This is a genomic window from Paenibacillus sp. P13VS, from assembly GCF_015143645.1.
GTDB classification, from domain to species: Bacteria; Bacillota; Bacilli; order Paenibacillales; family Paenibacillaceae; genus Paenibacillus; species Paenibacillus xylanilyticus_A.
The window spans coordinates 903,250-920,815 of record NZ_WYEV01000003.1 but is presented as its reverse complement, the minus strand read 5'-3'; the positions used below and the strand labels follow the sequence as shown (position 1 = coordinate 920,815).

Here is a 17,566-nt window from a genome sequence, read left to right as displayed (position 1 = left end):
ATTTTTGTTTTGCAACGTTCTGGCCTAGTCACACAAATCCTCGATAATATTCTCTACTACACAAGGTGTTCCAGTTCAGGCTGCAGTTTATTCCGCAGCATAAACATCATGCCCGCACCAACGAGGAAAGCAACCGCATCCGCAATAACAAGTGACCAGACTACACCATGGAAGCCGCTCATATGATTCGCGATGAAAAGCACAGGAATCAGTGTAACTCCTTGAATAATGGACATGACAAATGCGGCGGTTCCTTGGGCGGTTGCCTGGAAAATGCCTGTGAACAGCGTCGTCATTCCTGAGATGAACAGGGACAGAAATGTTACATGCAGAATATAGCTTCCCATTTCAATGAGCTGCGGATCATTCGTGAATAGCCCGATTAAATGATCCGAGATCAGATAAACGATGATGCCGAACCCTGCGGCTAGAACAAGAATGCTTTTAATCGTAAATCCAATGGTTTGTTTCATACGCAGCCTGTTCGCCGTAAACGTGAAAGCAATCAGTGGGACAACTCCTTCACATAACCCCATCAAAATAAATTCAGGAAACTGCAGCAAACGTGATGCTATCCCGTAACCAGCTATAGCCTGATCCCCATAATCGGCAAGAAAATGGTTCAAGAAAAGCGACATGGCCCCCAGGAAGATACTCATGATAAAGACAGGAACACCAATTTTAAATACATTACTCAGGATGTCTTTGCTTGCCTTAAACCATTTGGCAGATATGGTGAGTAAACGGCTTTTATTACCCATATGAAAGGCGTAGAACGCACTCGCAACCAGGTTGGAGATCACGGTAGCAGAGGCTACACCAATAACGCCCCAGTGAAAGACGTAGATGACTACCGCATCAAGTATGATGTTTACGACCACACTGAGGATCATGCCGACCATTGACGTGATGGCCGCTCCTTCGGAACGTACGATATTTTCCAGTGTGAAAAACAGGATTACAAATGGCGAGCCAATCAGCATAACGGTGACATACTCTTTAGTGAATCCAAATGATTCTGTTGTGGCGCCCAAGCCATGAACGATGGGATCGATCAATGGAAGACCGATGGCCATTACGAGTATACCAAGAACTAAACTGCTGTAGAGCGCAAAGGAAGACACATGTTTTACGTCATCATATTTCTGCTCGCCCAGCAAACGGGAAATGAAGGTACCACTGCCTATGCCGATCAAGTTACCTAACGCCATGATGGCGGCAAACAAAGGCAAGGTTAGCGCAAGAGCGGTTAACATCGCTGTGTTGCCCAGCGTACCGAGAAAATAGGCGTTCAGGATGGAATATACGACATTCATTGACGTGCCAAGCATCATCGGGATGGCAAAGTGAGCTACGGCTTTGGTGATTGGAGCCTTTTCAAAATAATGGAGGTTTTCTGCATCCATGTGGGTCACTACCTTCTTCATGTAATTTAGTATTGCTGGCAATCTAACAGTGTTAGTTTGTACCTTACAGTGTAAGATGATATCATGAGCGTATGAACCTGTAAAGTAAAACTTACACTGTTAGATAAAGGGCGGGTATAAATGAAAAAGCAACAGCCACAAATCACGGAAGATAAAATATTGGAAGCGTCGTGGGGACTTTTGGGAGAAGAGGGCATTGAGAAATTCAGCATGAGACGACTAGCCGATCGTCTGGGGATTCAAGCGCCTTCTATATACTGGTATTTCAAGAGCAAACAGAATCTCTATCAACGACTGGCTAACCAGATATCGAAAATCATTCTGGACGAGTTCAATTCGGAGGGGAATTGGAAAGAGCAGTTGGAGGAATTAGCCATAACCATGCGAAGAGTGTTGAGTCGTTATCCCTGCTCAACGCAGCTCATGATGATGACGTTGCCCCATGAACCTGACATGATTCAATTCACCAACCGTATGTTGCTTTGCGTGGAATCGACCCCACTTGAGCAAGAGCAAAAATTGCAAGCCGTTATAACGCTTACAAACTATGTGTTCTATTTCGTTCTGGATGATTATCAACATCAGCGCAATATTGCCGTGATGCAGGAGGACGAGGTAGAATTTCCAGGCGGGCAAATGAACGAACTTCTGGACTCTATGACAGAGGCACAAGCGGGACTTTTCCGAGGAATGTACAAAAGCGGACTTTTTGAGGTCATGTGGACCGATCAGGCTTTTGAATTTGGTTTGAAGCTGATTTTGATGGGGATTGAGCAGGTAATCAAGGAGCAGAACCATTAATCAATATTCATTGCTCATCTGGGGATGAAGTTGCACCGGCAGACCTTACGATGCGCTGGACATAACGTGCAACGAAATAGAGATAGTGTATATAGGGAAGTAATTGCCCAGGTGCATTCCCTTGTTGGATTGTAAACTGAAAAAGCTGATGCGAGTGATAAGACCGTATCAGCTTTTTTATGTTGAACGCCCATAATGCGACTCTTTAATGACTGTCCGCAACCCATCGTTAACAGTCGTATCCCATTTCAACTTACCGTTTAATGCCCTTTTCGTGTACAAAATTTTTCAGAACCGAAAAATCCTCGGTCACCTTTTTAAAAGGCAATGTTTCCAGCACCTGTCCCCGGTAATTCTTCCCTGCTGCTGCGCTAAGACGAGAATCAAGGATGCTGAGCACGCCAAGGTCCGTTTCGCTGCGAATCAATCGTCCTGTTCCTTGCCGTAACCGAAGAAGCATGTCCGGTACAAACACGTCCATGAACGAATTATCCGATACAGATGCTTTATACTCATAGATGGGATCAGACGGAACAGGGAAGGGCAGACGGAAAACAATGACTTGGGACAGGTCAGGACCCTCGATATTTACACCCTCCCAGAAAACGCCTGTACTAAGCAGCACACCTTTACTTCCCCGGAATTCAGCGATTACCCCATCTTGGGAAGATCCCTCCTTCTGAACATGTACCGCCCAGGGATATTGACTCTTATGTGAGATCAACTTCTGATGAATATACTTCATGTCTTCCTTGGCAGAAAAAAGGACCAGTGTTCTACCTTGGGTTAGATTACAGAGCTGAATCATTTCGTGGTAGGCTGCTTCAAGATACAATTCGCGCTGATCGTAATGATAGGTTGGAACCTTGTTTGAGATGTACATCATGGCATGGTTGGTATAATCAAATGGAGAGGGTTTGCGGTCCATATAATCGCCCCTGTAACCAAGTGATTGTGTTAAATAAGAATATTGTTCCTCCAGCGTGTCTCCGCCTTGACACATTGTGGCCGACGTGAGAATCACAGACGTCTTGCCGTTAAATAACGTATGTTTCAGAAACTGGCTTATATCTTTGGGACAGATACTGATGGTAGCTGCACGAAGTGTCCTGCTTGCCCAACTCAGATGATTTTCGTCTGTGTTAGCCAAAACATCCATGAGAGATATAAGCCCGTTCATAGCTTCATAAACTTCGTCAATCTCCCGCTCGTTGCGTGAGGTCAGAACCGATAAGCGAAGACTAAGGTCCTTCAAATGTTGGGAGACTTGGCGGAAAGGTATGCCTTGCATCTCAGAAATCTTGATACGGTCGCTATCCTGTTTGGCCTCTCGGAGAAGGTCAGCGTCGATTTGTTTGAAAATATGCTGAGCACATCTTTTGATGAATTTGGATTGGGAAAGGAGCATCTTGTCCATAGACTGCTTCATGAGCAATTGCACCGTGTCCTCCAGCGTACGGCAGATGCCTCTTAATGTGAACTCCAGCGTCCTTGCGTCTCTAACTTTGGCCTCCAGATTATGGGCTTCATCAATAATGATTAGAGCCGGTCTTTCGGTAATGATGCCCCGTGTTCCTTCTTTTTTCTTCATCAGATCCCGGATGAGCAGATCCTGATTCACAATAATAAAATCAATCTCGCTTGGCCTTGCATTAATTTTGGCTCGCATTTTGTAAAACATGCATCCATTTTTATGATGACAACGTTCGAATTGGCAATCATTTACGGACACATTAGACCATTCAGTATCACTAATTCCGCCTTGGATATCCGCTCTTTCATCAATTTCATAATTGATTACTCGCTGAGCAAGGGCGGACAAGTGGGAATTGGGATCATCTGGCTTGAACAATTCCGCAGCCCTGTTACGGCAAGCATACTGGCCCATGCCTTTCCCTACGACAGAGCGTACTGTATTGAAGCCGAGCCGGCTGCCGATGACGCGAAGATCCTTATGTATCTGTTCCGAAAGCTGTATGGAGGATGTGGCGATAATAATGGGCTGTTGTGACACCTGATTAATGAGCAGACTGGGGATGAGATATCCAAAGGACTTGCCGATACCTACGCCAGCTTCAATCATGGCATTACGCCCGTTAACATAGGCATCCGTTATATCGAGAGACATATCCTGCTGCCCAATCCGCTCGCGAAGACCCATTCGGGGAAAACGGTCATACACCCGAAAGATGCCTTCCACAAGTGAGCGTTCGAGCTCCTTTTTCGGTTTGCGTTTCTGTGATTTGGAGAGTTCATTTAACCAATTCAAGACATTCACCTCACTTCCCAATGTAAAATCTTCCTCTTTGGCTATTTTTAGTGAAACCCTAATTATCTTAGATGCGTCATTCACAGTCAAGTGCACAGCATGGATGATCACGTCCACGACTATTAAACGCAACAAAACGGATATCTAAGCGTCTATTTATCTTACATAGAACCGCAACAGGAGTGATACAAATGCAGCGAAAAATGCTAGGCATATTCGGCGCCGTTCTCGGCTCCATGCTCATATGGGCGGGAAATGCAGCAGCCGAAGAGCGTTTTAATGATCTACAGTATTCCAAGTGGGCAGAAGACGGTATTGAGTATATGGCGAAGCGGGGAACTGTCGCAGGGTATGGAGATGGGAAATTTAAACCCGCAGGGCTTGTCACAAGAGCACAGGCTGTCACCTTTCTGGTGCGGGAGCTATATCCGGAACAGCTTGAGAAGCCTGCTGAAGGTATGACTTACTCGGATGTTCCCAAGACACACGCCTTTACTAAAGAAATTGCGATAGCTTCTAAAAATGGACTTGCCAGCGGATTCCCGGATGGTTCCTTTCGTCCGGATGCACCGCTTAGCCGCGCTGAAACTGCAGCTTTCTTAACGCGCGCATATTCTCTATCGGAAGGCAAGCAAACCGCCAATTGGTCCGATACGGAAAGCCATTGGGCAGCAGCGCCCATTCTCGTCATGAGCTCCAATGGTTTGGTCGGCGGATATTCAGATGGCACCTACCGTCCGAATCAAACGGTCACGCGAGCAGAATATGCCGTATTTATGTCACGATTGATTCAGTTCGAACGCCAGGCAGCCATTCAGGCACAGGATTGGGACAAGCTAATTTCTTATATGACCGTGAGTGAGCAGGTCGGTCAGATGCTTATGCCTGACATTCGGCAGTGGAATGGTAAAGTGACCACGACCGTTAATGAAGGGTTGAAAAGCAGCATCCATAATCAGGATCTGGGCGGCTTAATCCTGTTCGATAAAAATATTGTAGACACTCGGCAGGTCACAACGTTTACGCACAATCTGCAAATGGAATCAGGGGACATTCCGATGTTTCTTGGCATTGACCAGGAGGGAGGCGTTATTAAGCGAATCCCTGGAGGCACCAATTTGCCGGGTCAAATGGCTCTAGGCGCAACCGGAGATTCAGCCCTGGCCGAAGCGGCCGGACTGCTGACGGGAGAAGAGCTGAAAGCACTGGGACTGAACATCAACTTTGCGCCAGTGCTGGATATTAACAGCAATCCGGACAACCCGATCATCGGTATGCGATCATTCAGTTCAGATGCAGATCTGGTCACCAGACTTGGTCTCGCAACGATAACGGGGCTGCGGCAATCGGGCGTTATTGCGGCAGTTAAGCATTTTCCAGGACACGGGGACACGATGGTTGACTCCCATCTCGGATTGCCGGTCCTGACGCATAATCGCGAGCGGCTCGATTCGGTGGAACTGAAACCTTTTCAGGCAGCAATCGAGAACGGGGTAGAGATGATCATGACTGCACACATTGCTTTTCCTGCCATCGACAACGAACAGGTCACTTCGCTTAAAGACGGACAACGCGTGCCTGTTCCTGCCACGTTATCCAAAAAGGTGTTGAATGGTCTGCTTCGGGAAGAGCTGGGATATGAGGGGATCATTATTTCAGATGCATTCACCATGGATGGAATAGCGGAGCATTTTGGTGAAGACCAAGCGGTAGAACGGGCGGTCAACGCCGGTGTGGATATCATCCTAATGCCGCAGAATTCTGCGGCTGCTCACCAAACACTCGTGAATGCGGTGAAGAACGGAACGATTCCGATCGAAACCATTCATGCATCCGTTGAGCGCATTTTGGAACTGAAAGCGAAGTATGGCTTGTTTGAACACAGTGAGAGCCTTACGTCTAAGCTGGCCAAGCTTAACCAAGTTATCGGTTCACAGGGGCATCGCGAGGTGGAGCGGGAAATTGCAGAGCGAGCAGTGACCCTGTTGGCCAGCCGTGACGGTAAACGCCCGGATTCATTGCAACAAGGAGATCGGGTCGTTATTGTTGCAGCGGAAGAGGAGCAAGCCAAGCAGCTCGAGAGACAGTTGAAGCAGGCATCCAATAACCTGTCGTTAAAGACGGACATTGCCCTAATTGGACAAGCACAAACGAAAGAGACGGTTGCCAAAGCCGATTATGTCATCCTGGCTTCCTACCAGTTCCGTAACGTAGCAAGCCAGTTTGGATGGAGCGCTTATCAAGCCTTAATCAATGAGATGAACACTCGTAATCAACGCTACACGCTGTTGTCACTCGGCAACCCTTATGAAACGATATATCTGAAGAACATTCGCTCAGGACTTACTGTTTATGGCAAACAGGTGCCCAATACGGAAGCCGGAATCAACGTGCTGCTTGGTCATCAAGAAGCTACCGGCAAGTTGCCAGTGAAAACGAATTAAAACCTATTGATAATAATCAAAAAGATAATCATAAAATAATCAAAAGACGGACTCCAGCTACGGAGTCCGTCTTTTAATTTTGATTTTTGGATTCCCCAGTATAAAAAATAAATTAATTGATATTTTTGTAATAAACCAAATGGTCCGTCCATTCATCATGTTCGTGTATGAAGCCTTTGCGTATACATTCAAATTCCATACCTACGTGTTCAGCAAGTTTTATTGAAGGGGTATTATCCAAATTAATATGGGCTTCTATACGGTGAAATTTCAAATGTTCAAATGCTATATTAAGAGCTTCTTTTACTGCTTCTTTGCCGTATCCTTGCCTCCAATATTGATTATGGATCGTATAGCCGAAGCTGGCCCATTGAAAATTAGCTCTGGCTAAGGTTGCAATATCAATGGTACCCAGATGGGTACCATCTTCCTTTCTAAATACCCCAAATACATAAACCGCATCTGTGCATGCTAGCTCTTGATGTCGATCTACCAAATGATGGAACCAATCTCGTGTGCATTCCGTCATGTCCACTTTCCCTTGATCATGACGATGTTGGGAGGGGAAGCGGTTTTCGAATGCATACAACCAATTGATATAATCGTCTTTTTGTAAAGGTCTGATGATTAATCGCTCTGTCTCTGACCTATAATCAAATTTCACCATAGTCAATTTTAACGTGACATCTCCTTTAGATTGGATTGCTGCTTCCATGAACGTACGTTTTTGTTTCGAGAATCAAGCTTATATGCCATGGTCATCACACCTTTCAGACTTAACCAGATCAAGCAAGGCCAGTTTATCACAGGATGGATCTGTTGAGAACAAGGATGCAAGGATAATCGTTAACGAAGATATGAAGGGCTATTCATACTTAAAACATAAAAAAGGTCTAAGAAGAAAAGCTTGATTCCATAACTGTTTTATCGTGTTTGGATAATAATGACATTGACATCTGTGGCGTTTTTCAAAATAATAGAACGTAATTGAATACTGGTACCTTTAATTCAGTCCAGAGAGGCTGGCAAGGGCAGCGGATTTTTATAATCACGCATGAAACAGGGCATATTCCGTTCAGGGATGCTCTGCGTCTTCGCGCGGATTATGATGCAAAAAAGAGGCTACTTGTCAGTTAAGACCTGACGAGTTGCCTCTTTTTTCTGCTTTTTGGTATCAGGACACTTTAAGTTGGGGGTATTCTGATGAGCAAACAAGATCAAGAATTTTCATGGCAGGCAGTGCCAAAAACGCAGAGAAACCATTTTTGGAAGACATTGTCCGTTATGCTGGGGTTCACGTTCTTCTCAGCAAGCATGCTGGCAGGAGGAACACTTGGTGTCAGCTTAACGTTTATGGAGTTCATTGGTATCGTGCTTGCGGGTAATTTGGTGCTCGGGATCTATACGGGAGCACTGGCACATATCGCGTCGAAGACAGGCTTGTCCACACATTTGCTGGCCAAATATGCATTCGGTGAGAAAGGGTCGTATCTGCCTTCGTTCCTGCTCGGATTCACGCAGGTTGGATGGTTCGGTGTCGGCGTAGCGATGTTCGCGATTCCTGTTGCCAAAGCGATGGATTGGAATGTGTACCTGTTAATCTTTGTGTTTGGTCTCGCCATGACGGCATCTGCAATCTTCGGGATGAAGTCACTTGTCATTTTGGGTTATATTGCAGTTCCGGCTATTGCCATTCTCGGGAGTTACTCCATGTTGCAAGGAACAGACACACTGGGCGGTCTGCAAGGATTATTTGATTACACGCCAGCACAGTCGCTCACTGCAGCAGCCGCACTAACCATTTGTATCGGATCATTTATCAGCGGGGGAACGTTAACGCCAGACTTTGCCCGTTTTGCCCGTACGTCACGCCAGGCAGTCATCGCAACTGTCATTGCATTCTTCTTGGGTAATTCACTCATGTTCCTGTTCGGGGCAGTCGGCGCCATGGCGTATAACCTGGCCGATATCTCGGAAGTCATGTTCCTGCAAGGTTTGATCATTCCTGCGATCATCGTTCTGGGATTGAATATCTGGACAACGAACGACAATGCTCTATATGCTTCGGGACTTGGTTTTGCCAACATCACTAAAATTTCGAAGAAATTCTTCGTTATCGTTAACGGCATCGTGGGTACCATCTTTGCGATGTGGATGTATAACAACTTCGTTGGTTTCCTGAATGTACTCGGCGCAGCCGTACCGTCCATCGGGGCCATTATCATTGCAGATTACTTCTTCGTGAAGCGCAGAAATTATAAACCGTTTGCCGAGATGACTTTCAAAACGGTAAACTGGATAGCGATGGCGGCTTGGGCGATCGGTGTGGCATTCGCTCAGCTTGCACCAGGAGTAACGCCGTTGAATGCCCTTCTGGGTACAGCGGTAGCCTATATTGTACTTATGCTGATCGTTCCTGCGAAAGAATCCAAAGAAAAGGGGAAAATGAATGATTATACAGAACGCGAAATTGCGGGGTAAAGAAGGTCTATGGAATATCGTCGTAAAAGACGGGAAGTTCGAACAAATCACGCAGGAGCCAGCTGCTGCTGCGAATGAGGAAGTCGTCGATGTGGGCGGTTCACTTGTACTGCCACCGTTCATTGAGCCTCATATTCATCTGGATACAACGTTAACGGCAGGTGAGCCGGAATGGAATTTGAGCGGTACGCTGTTCGAAGGCATTCAGAGGTGGTCCGAACGCAAAGCATTTTTGACGCATGAAGACGTGAAGACACGTTCCAAAACGGCGCTGAAATGGCAAATGGCGCAGGGCATCCAGCATGTGCGGACACATGTGGACGTAACAGATCCAAGCTTGACGGCAGTTAAAGCGATGCTTGAAGTAAAAGAAGAGATGGCGCCTTACATTGACATCCAGCTGGTCGCTTTCCCGCAGGAAGGTATTCATTCCTATCCCAACGGTGTGGAGCTGCTTGAAGAATCGCTGAAAATGGGCGTTGACGTTGTGGGAGGCATTCCGCACTTCGAATTCACGCGAGAATACGGCGTCGATTCAATGAAGGTTGCATTTGACCTGGCTGAGAAATATGACCGTCTAATCGACATTCACTGTGATGAAATCGATGATGAGCAATCCCGTTTTGTCGAAGTCGTGGCCAAGGAAGCCTATGAACGTGGACTGGGTTCCCGCACGACAGCGAGTCATACAACGGCCATGGGGTCATACAATGATGCATATACGTACAAGCTGTTCAGATTGCTGAAAATGGCTGACCTGAACTTCGTATCCAACCCGCTGGTTAACATCCACCTGCAGGGACGCTTCGATACGTATCCGAAAAGAAGAGGACTGACACGTGTCAAAGAGCTGCAGGAAGCAGGTCTGAACGTGTGCTTTGGTCACGATGACATCTTCGATCCATGGTATCCACTCGGAACAGGTAACATGCTTCAGGTGCTGCATATGGGGATCCATGCTTCGCAGCTGCTTGGTTACGATCAGATCGTCAATTCCATTGACCTGATTACCAAAAACAGCGCAAGAACGCTTCATATCGAGGATGTGTACGGCATTGAAGAAGGCAAGCCTGCCAACTTCATCGTTCTGGAAGCAGAGAATGAATATGAAGCCATCCGTAAACAAGCCGGTGTGCTCTACTCGTTCAGAGGCGGCCGCAAAATCGCGGAAACGAAACCACGGGATACATCGATCATTCTTGAAGGCGGTTTGGAGAAGGTAACATTTAATAAATAAGCAATGAGATTGAAATGAATTAGGCCCATTATACATGAAGCATTCTCCAGGCATTAATTATAAAAATCCCCTCGGGGTGGCAGGATCAATCAGAAATCACATCTAATCGTGAATTCTTCCTGCCACACATGAGGGGATTTTTTACTGTTATTAAAGAGATAAAGTATCTCATGATTAGACTAGACCAATACAGCTTTTTGTAATCTCGCTACGCCTTCCTGGATCTGTGCATCCGACAAATGGGCAAAGGATAAATAAATACCAACCTTTATGCCATCCGATGTTGAGCTGCTGACTTCTGAGTAGCGCACCCCTTCTGATCTGGCAGATGACCGAAAGGCTTCATAAGCTGAGGCTGTACCTCGCCACCAGCCGAACACGTGCAGACCCGCTTCATTTTCCACCCAATCAAACCATGTAGAGAGCTGCTGATTCAACAGTTTGAGTAACATATGGAACTTGCGGCTGTACAGACGATTCATTCTGCGCAGATGGCGCTCATACTGACCACTTGTCATAAATGCGGCGAGCGCCCGCTGTTCAATTAGATTGACAGGTCTTGGCTCATATAAAGCCTGGGCCTTTCTAAACGTGTCTGCCAGGGTGGGAGGAAGGACCACATAACCCAGACGGACTTCAAAAGGCAATGTTTTGGTGAAGCTTCCAAGGTAAATGACGCGTCCTTCTTTATCGAGTGTCTTCAGAGGTTCAACATGCATTCCGCGGTATCGGAACTCACTGTCGTAATCATCCTCGACAATCATGGAATCCCGGCGATGTGCCCAGTCCAGCAGGGTTTGTCTGCGTTCAAGACTAAGCATTTCGCCTGTTGGAAATTGCCTTGACGGCGTGACAAACAGCATACGTGCATCCCAGTTTTGGGGAACCAATCCCTGACCATCGAGACTCGCTTCAATCAACTTGGCGCCTGCAGCCATAATGGCTTGAGAAATCCCGACATAACAAGGGCTTTCTGTCACAACATGGTCGCCAGGGTCTGCGAGCAATTGAGTAAGCAGCGCTATAGCCTGCATGGAACCTGCAGTAACGGCGATATGATCCGCATCTACATGAATCCCCCGCATTCTCCGCAGGTAGGCAGCAATGGCTTCTCTTAATTTCGGGTCTCCTGTTGAGCTAACAGAGGCAGAAGCATGGATAACGTTCTCCTCACGATGGCGTATCTCTGCATACAATCGATTATTCCATTCATCGTAAGGGAACTTGGAAAGATCGGGCTGATATTTGCTGAAGTCGATCACTTCGCTGTTCTCTTTGCTGTGATCACGAGCTTGTGCCGATTGATGGATGGTCTGCTGCTCAAGCTGCTGGATACGATTTCCCCAAGCAGACAAGTGATGAGTACAGGATTTTACCGGGTAATCCTCATTGCTAAAATCTGCTTGATAAGCAACAAAGGTACCTCTGCCGTGCTCTGACTGAAGGTAACCTTGGGCAGTTAACGTATCATAGACTTGGTTCACGGTTCCCCGGGATATGTGATATGACGCTGCTAACTCCCTTGTGGAAGGTAACTTTTCGCCGTATACGAGGTTACCATCATGAATAGCGTCACGAACCGCATGATAGAGAGCCTTCATTTTGGTATATTGTCGGTTCAAATATGAACTGTACGCTAGATGAAATTGCATAGATCCTCCAATGGTTGTATAAAGTGGTTCAACACATTCAAAGTGGTACAATAAAATCCGGTGATATTGGATCTTTTTATGTATCCATTCTCATTTTATACTAATTCATAGTTTAAGGGGAAACAATAGTGGCATCGAAAAATAGATCATTTACTTTTTTGAAATAAGATGTCCTTTTTGAAATCAATCAAAAGTTAAACTGGGAGGATTACAATCATGCAAACAGGTACAGATCGTGTTAAAAGAGGAATGGCTGAAATGCAAAAAGGTGGCGTCATCATGGACGTCATGAATGCGGAACAGGCTAAAATTGCGGAAGCAGCTGGGGCAACAGCTGTTATGGCTCTTGAGCGGGTACCTTCTGATATTCGCGCAGCTGGCGGTGTAGCTCGCATGGCAGATCCAACGATCGTTGAAGAGGTTATGAAAGTGGTATCCATTCCGGTGATGGCCAAAGCGCGTATCGGTCATTACATTGAAGCCAAAGTGCTTGAATCCCTGGGCGTGGACTATCTCGATGAGAGTGAAGTACTGACACCTGCAGACGAAGTATTCCATATTGATAAACATGAGTTCACTGTACCATTTGTATGTGGAGCCAAAGATCTCGGAGAGGCTCTTCGCCGCATTGGTGAAGGCGCATCGATGATTCGCACCAAAGGTGAGCCGGGAACAGGCAATATTGTTGAAGCGGTTCGTCATATGCGTCTGATTAACAGCCAAATCCGCAAAGCCCAAAACATGTCCAAGGACGAGTTGTATGCTGAAGCGAAAAACCTGGGTGTATCTTATGAGCTTCTGCTCGAAGTACATGAGAACGGCAAGCTTCCAGTTGTTAACTTTGCTGCAGGCGGGGTAGCTACTCCGGCAGATGCTGCACTTATGATGCATTTGGGTGCAGACGGCGTATTCGTTGGATCCGGTATTTTCAAATCGGACAGCCCTGAGAAGTTCGCTCGTGCCATTGTTGAAGCGACAACACATTACACGGATTACAAACTGATTGCCGAAGTGTCCAAAAACCTGGGTGCCCCGATGAAAGGGATCGAGATTTCCAAACTGTCTGCGGATGAGCGTATGTCCGATCGCGGTTGGTAAGAAATAAGGGATTTCGATATGAAGTAGGTAGTCTGAATAGATAGAAAAGAAAGCCGATCAATGGCGTATAATTGATCGGCTTTTTTGTAATTCTTTAGGAACAATGTAGGGATGTTCCAAAAGGAAGACAATAAAAGTAACGGATGTGAAATGGACTGCACATTGATATCTTCAAAATGCTGTGTCTATAATAAGCGGTATGAAGGAAGGTGCAGACCATTCGCTATCTATATGAGTTTATTCAACATCACGACGATCTGCCGATGAAACTCTTCGTGAACTCAGTGAAACATATCGATTTCCATTGGCATAAGGAAGTGGAGGTTGTCTATGTTCTCCATGGTTCAATCAACATGTATTTGGACCAGCAGCAGTATACATTGCATGCAGATGATTTGATTGTGGTAAACAGCATGTCCGTGCACAAGATGGAACGAACCAATCAGGATAACGTGTTATTAACATTGCAGTTTGGTCCGGAGTTGATGAACAATAATGCGTTTATCTCCTGTAACTCTGCCTTGAACGTGGAGCAGGACGTTCCCCGGCTGCTTAGCATCAAACAACATCTTGCGCAGATGGTGTGGGAGATCAACAAAAAAACGCCGGGATATCAAAATTTCACCATGGGCAGATTACAAATGTTATGCGGCTTCCTGCAGAGGCATTTTTCAAATGGAACGAATCCAACGTTGGAAGAAGGAAGTAAGGATTATGACTATAAAAGGCTGAACAGGGTTCTCACATATATTGATATTCACTATAATGAGAAGATTACGCTGCAGGATATGGCACATTCCGAGCATTTAAGCTTGCATTATTTTTCCCACTTCTTTACGGACAAGATCGGGATACCTTTCCAAAAGTATCTGACCCTTATTCGTCTGGAGAAAGCCCAGGCCCAGCTGGCAGCAAATGATAAAAAAATATCCGAAATCGCACTGGATTGCGGATTCGCCAACATCAAGCTGTTTAACAAATACTTCAAGGAAAAGTACGGCTGCACGCCAGGTTCCTACCGTGAAGCTTCGCGTACACCGGAGCCCCATGAGTTGAATGTGAACCGCAAGCCCAAAACGTATGAGGAATCTTCTAGCGGAGATTATTACGAGATGGAAACGATGAACGCAATTGCCTCGCTGTATCGATATCTGGATCCCAGGGGCGACGCGGAACACGAGATGCTCCCTGTATCGTCTGCACATCTGTCAGACCAAACCCGCATAGAGGTTCATGCAGATCAGACGTCGTTCATCTATGAAAAGCACTGGAATATTACCATGACGGCGGGGAGAGCCATCGAAGGTTTGCGTGAAGATTGGCGGAAGCAGCTGTCTGATTTGAAAGGCAAAGTACCTTTTCAGTACATTCGATTTCACGGCATATTTAATGATGAGATGATGGTGTACAGCGAAACAGAGCAAGGCGCTCCTGTTTATAACTGGTCTTATGTGGACAAGTTGTATGATTTCCTGCTGGATCAGGGAGTTCGGCCATTCGTGGAATTAAGCTTTATGCCGAGCCAGCTGGCGAGATCCAAGGAAACGTTGTTTTGGTGGAGGGGGAATATTAGTCCGCCATCCGACCCTGCCAAGTGGCAGGCCCTTGTTCGCGAATTCATCAGGCACTGTTTGAATCGTTATGGGGCGGATGAAGTGAAGAAGTGGTACTTCGAAGTATGGAACGAGCCTGACTTGGCTGGTGTATGTTGGGCAGGAAGCAAGGAAGAATATTTCGCTTTTTACGAATTGACTGCCCATGCCATCAAAACTGTACTGCCCGATCTGAGAGTGGGAGGCCCTGCGATGGGGTATGGATCTCTTTGGAACGACACCTGGGCTGAGGAGTTTCTGTCATACTGCGGGAAGCATGAAGTTGCTCTCGACTTTTTCTCGTTCCATATCTATTCGGAGTATCCGAAGCTAAAAGTGGAAGAGGATCGTTTAACTCAAATCATGCCGCCATCCTTCTATAAGGAAAGTATTGATCTTCTTCGGCAGAAAATGAAGGCGTCTTCGTACGGCCATGTTGAACTCCATGTTACCGAGTGGAACTTTTCGCTGTATGACCGTAACTTGCTGCACGATACCATGTTCATGGCTCCGTTCGTCATTTATCACACCATGAATACACTCGGTGATGTGAATGCCATGGCTTTTTGGTCTTTTACCGATGTATTCGAAGAAAGTATCGTCCCGACTTCTCCTTTCTATGGGGGCTTTGGTCTGATCAATCGCGATGGTCTGAAGAAACCTAGCTATTATGCATTTGAGCTTATGCAGAAGCTGGGTGATGAGCTGCTAATCAAGGGAGACGGTTATGTCGGAACCCGAAAAAGTGACGGAAGCATGCAATTTCTGTTCTATCATTATGTGCATGTAGATCAGCTGTTTGCGAGTGGAGATTGGTCCGAATTATCCTGTTCAACCCGTTATGACGTATTTGAGGAGAAGGGCAGCAAGGCTTTTGAACTCATGCTTAACAAGCTCCCGGGGCCTTATAAATGCACCAGTTATCAACTCGATCGGGATCATGGCTCCGTATTTGATGAGTGGACACGCATGGGATCGCCATATTCGTTAACGGAAGAAGAAATCTCTTATCTAGATGGCAGGAGCGGACCCTTCATGAGGACAGAGATAATTAGGGATGAGTGTTGGCGCAGAGAGATTTTGCTCCCCCCACATGGCGTGATGCTGCTCATATTAAATAGACAATATTAAAAAAAGTATCCTTAAGGCATCCTTTCGGTAATGGAGGGATGTTTTTTGTTGTTTATTTCTTGTACAGGCAGGCAAGCTAGAACGTAGGACTAGAAATGGGCAAAAAACGAACCATCAAGTGGCAAGTTCCAACAAGAAAGCGTTCACACGAATCGATATACTATGGTTGTGGCAGCTAAGAGGAAGACAGGGGGAGTTTGGATGAAGCGGTTTATGAAATGGATGACAGATTCGTTTGCGCCAAGATTGGAGGCGTTTACGAATAATATTTGGGTTTCTTCGATTCAAGAAGCCATTATGGTCGCCATTCCGATGATTTTCATCGGTTCGATTATTACATTGATTTCTATTTTGCAGGACTTTATTCCGGGTATGCCGGACCTGACACCGATCACGACGTTCAGTTTCGGTTTGCTTGGGTTGTTTATTGCTTTCTTGACGCCTTATGTGGTGATGGAAAAAAAGGAGCGGCACAAAATTAAGCTGCTGGCGGGAATGACGGGGGTATCCCTGTTCGCTATGCTGCTTAACCCGACAATAAACGAAGATGGTACCATTCAGTTCATCCTTGAACGATTTGGACCTTCGGGAATGATCACAGCACTCTTGGTGGGAGTATTCGTTGCTCTTGTGATGATTATGTGCAACAAATTTTCGTTCTTCAAAAAGGGGTCTTCACTTCCCGAATTCATTATGGACTGGTTCGACTTTCTCGTACCGATCGCCCTGGTATTAACCACAGGATGGGTTCTCGTATATCAGCTTCATTTTGATATTTTTGGACTGATTGTAAACATATTTGAGCCAATCAATGCTGTAGGACAAAGTTTAACTGGATTTTTATTATTTAATTTTATCGGCGTAGTGCTCTATTCCTTCGGCGTAAGCCCATGGGTAATGACACCGATCTGGTACGCGATCTGGATACCTGCAATAGAGCAGAATGCTTCTCTCGTTGCAGCCGGACAAGATCCGGTCAATATCAACACATTTGAAACCTTCTTCTCCGGATGGCTTGGTATTGGTGGGATGGGAGCAACCTTGCCGTTAGTGGTCTGGTTCCTGATGGCACGATCCAAAAAGCTGAAATCGGTCGGCAAAGCGACCATCATTCCGTCCTTGTTCAACATCAATGAACCTGTCGTGTACGGAGCGCCAATTGCCTTTAATCCGCTGCTTATGGTGCCGATGTGGATCAACGCACTCATCACGCCGGTGATTGTATACCTCGCTCTAGACTGGGGTTGGGTGCGGATTCCAAGCCAGATCTTCCAGCTATGGTACACGCCGATTGGCCTGTCCACCTACATTATGTCCGGGTTTAACGGTCTTATTTTGCTGGCTGTGGTTCTGCTCATTGTATTTGCGGTATGGTTTCCGTTTTTCAAACTGTATGATGCACAGGAACTGAAGAAAGAACAGGAACAAAATTAA

Annotated in this window: 11 protein-coding genes; 7 read left to right on the top strand and 4 right to left on the bottom strand. The window is 46.1% G+C overall.

The genetic code is table 11. The annotated features are described in order from the left end of the window. Positions 1–56: 56 nt before the first annotated feature. On the bottom strand, positions 57–1,406 hold the full coding sequence (locus GUA98_RS08895) for an MATE family efflux transporter (RefSeq protein ID WP_193722762.1): 1,350 nt from the start codon (positions 1,404–1,406) through the stop codon (positions 57–59). 141 nt (positions 1,407–1,547) lie between these two features. On the opposite strand from GUA98_RS08895, the gene GUA98_RS08890 reads away from it, so the two are divergent. Beyond that, on the top strand, positions 1,548–2,228 hold the full coding sequence (locus GUA98_RS08890) for a TetR/AcrR family transcriptional regulator (protein ID WP_193722761.1): 681 nt from the start codon (positions 1,548–1,550) through the stop codon (positions 2,226–2,228). 253 nt (positions 2,229–2,481) lie between these two features. Here GUA98_RS08890 and GUA98_RS08885 read toward each other — a convergent pair whose 3' ends face one another. After that, positions 2,482–4,497 carry an ATP-dependent DNA helicase gene (locus tag GUA98_RS08885; RefSeq protein WP_193722760.1) on the bottom strand — a complete coding sequence of 672 codons (2,016 nt, stop codon included), beginning with the start codon at positions 4,495–4,497 and terminating at the stop codon, positions 2,482–2,484. A 191-nt stretch (positions 4,498–4,688) separates the two neighbouring features. Here GUA98_RS08885 and GUA98_RS08880 point away from each other — a divergent pair, with 191 nt between their 5' ends. Next, positions 4,689–6,941 (top strand): glycoside hydrolase family 3 N-terminal domain-containing protein, encoded by a 2,253-nt coding sequence (locus tag GUA98_RS08880; RefSeq protein ID WP_193722759.1) that lies wholly within the window; start codon positions 4,689–4,691, stop codon positions 6,939–6,941. A 112-nt stretch (positions 6,942–7,053) separates the two neighbouring features. On the opposite strand, the gene GUA98_RS08875 is transcribed toward GUA98_RS08880, so the two are convergent. Then, the gene (locus GUA98_RS08875) at positions 7,054–7,608 is read right to left on the bottom strand and encodes a GNAT family N-acetyltransferase (protein WP_193722880.1); all 555 of its coding nucleotides are present in this window, start codon (positions 7,606–7,608) and stop codon (positions 7,054–7,056) included. A 536-nt stretch (positions 7,609–8,144) separates the two neighbouring features. On the opposite strand from GUA98_RS08875, the gene codB reads away from it, so the two are divergent. After that, the gene (gene codB / locus GUA98_RS08870; protein ID WP_193722758.1) at positions 8,145–9,422 is read left to right on the top strand and encodes a cytosine permease; all 1,278 of its coding nucleotides are present in this window, start codon (positions 8,145–8,147) and stop codon (positions 9,420–9,422) included. Continuing rightward, positions 9,391–10,659, top strand: a complete 1,269-nt coding sequence (locus GUA98_RS08865; protein WP_110823174.1) for a cytosine deaminase — start codon at positions 9,391–9,393, stop codon at positions 10,657–10,659. The genes codB and GUA98_RS08865 overlap by 32 nt, the downstream gene beginning before the upstream one ends. 179 nt (positions 10,660–10,838) lie before the next feature. On the opposite strand, the gene GUA98_RS08860 is transcribed toward GUA98_RS08865, so the two are convergent. Then, entirely contained in the window at positions 10,839–12,311 is a 1,473-nt protein-coding gene (locus tag GUA98_RS08860) for a PLP-dependent aminotransferase family protein (RefSeq protein ID WP_193722757.1), read from the bottom strand. Between the two features lie 213 nt (positions 12,312–12,524). Between GUA98_RS08860 and pdxS the strand changes: the two genes are divergently transcribed. The 3 genes from pdxS (at position 12,525) to GUA98_RS08845 (ending at position 17,566) form a co-directional block, all read left to right on the top strand. Continuing rightward, positions 12,525–13,409 (top strand): pyridoxal 5'-phosphate synthase lyase subunit PdxS, encoded by an 885-nt coding sequence (pdxS, locus tag GUA98_RS08855; RefSeq protein WP_212676968.1) that lies wholly within the window; start codon positions 12,525–12,527, stop codon positions 13,407–13,409. Positions 13,410–13,618: 209 nt separating this feature from the next. Continuing rightward, entirely contained in the window at positions 13,619–16,132 is a 2,514-nt protein-coding gene (locus GUA98_RS08850; RefSeq protein WP_321573850.1) for a GH39 family glycosyl hydrolase, read from the top strand. Positions 16,133–16,333: 201 nt separating this feature from the next. Next, positions 16,334–17,566, top strand: a complete 1,233-nt coding sequence (locus GUA98_RS08845; protein ID WP_153978956.1) for a PTS sugar transporter subunit IIC — start codon at positions 16,334–16,336, stop codon at positions 17,564–17,566.

Coding starts and splice junctions, on each gene's coding strand:
- GUA98_RS08895 (WP_193722762.1), bottom strand. CDS start 1,406: ATGGATGCAGAAAACCTCCATTATTTTGAAAAGGCTCCAATCACCAAA.
- GUA98_RS08860 (WP_193722757.1), bottom strand. CDS start 12,311: ATGCAATTTCATCTAGCGTACAGTTCATATTTGAACCGACAATATACC.
- GUA98_RS08890 (WP_193722761.1), top strand. CDS start 1,548: ATGAAAAAGCAACAGCCACAAATCACGGAAGATAAAATATTGGAAGCG.
- codB (WP_193722758.1), top strand. CDS start 8,145: ATGAGCAAACAAGATCAAGAATTTTCATGGCAGGCAGTGCCAAAAACG.
- GUA98_RS08875 (WP_193722880.1), bottom strand. CDS start 7,608: ATGGTGAAATTTGATTATAGGTCAGAGACAGAGCGATTAATCATCAGA.
- GUA98_RS08865 (WP_110823174.1), top strand. CDS start 9,391: ATGATTATACAGAACGCGAAATTGCGGGGTAAAGAAGGTCTATGGAAT.
- GUA98_RS08880 (WP_193722759.1), top strand. CDS start 4,689: ATGCAGCGAAAAATGCTAGGCATATTCGGCGCCGTTCTCGGCTCCATG.
- GUA98_RS08845 (WP_153978956.1), top strand. CDS start 16,334: ATGAAGCGGTTTATGAAATGGATGACAGATTCGTTTGCGCCAAGATTG.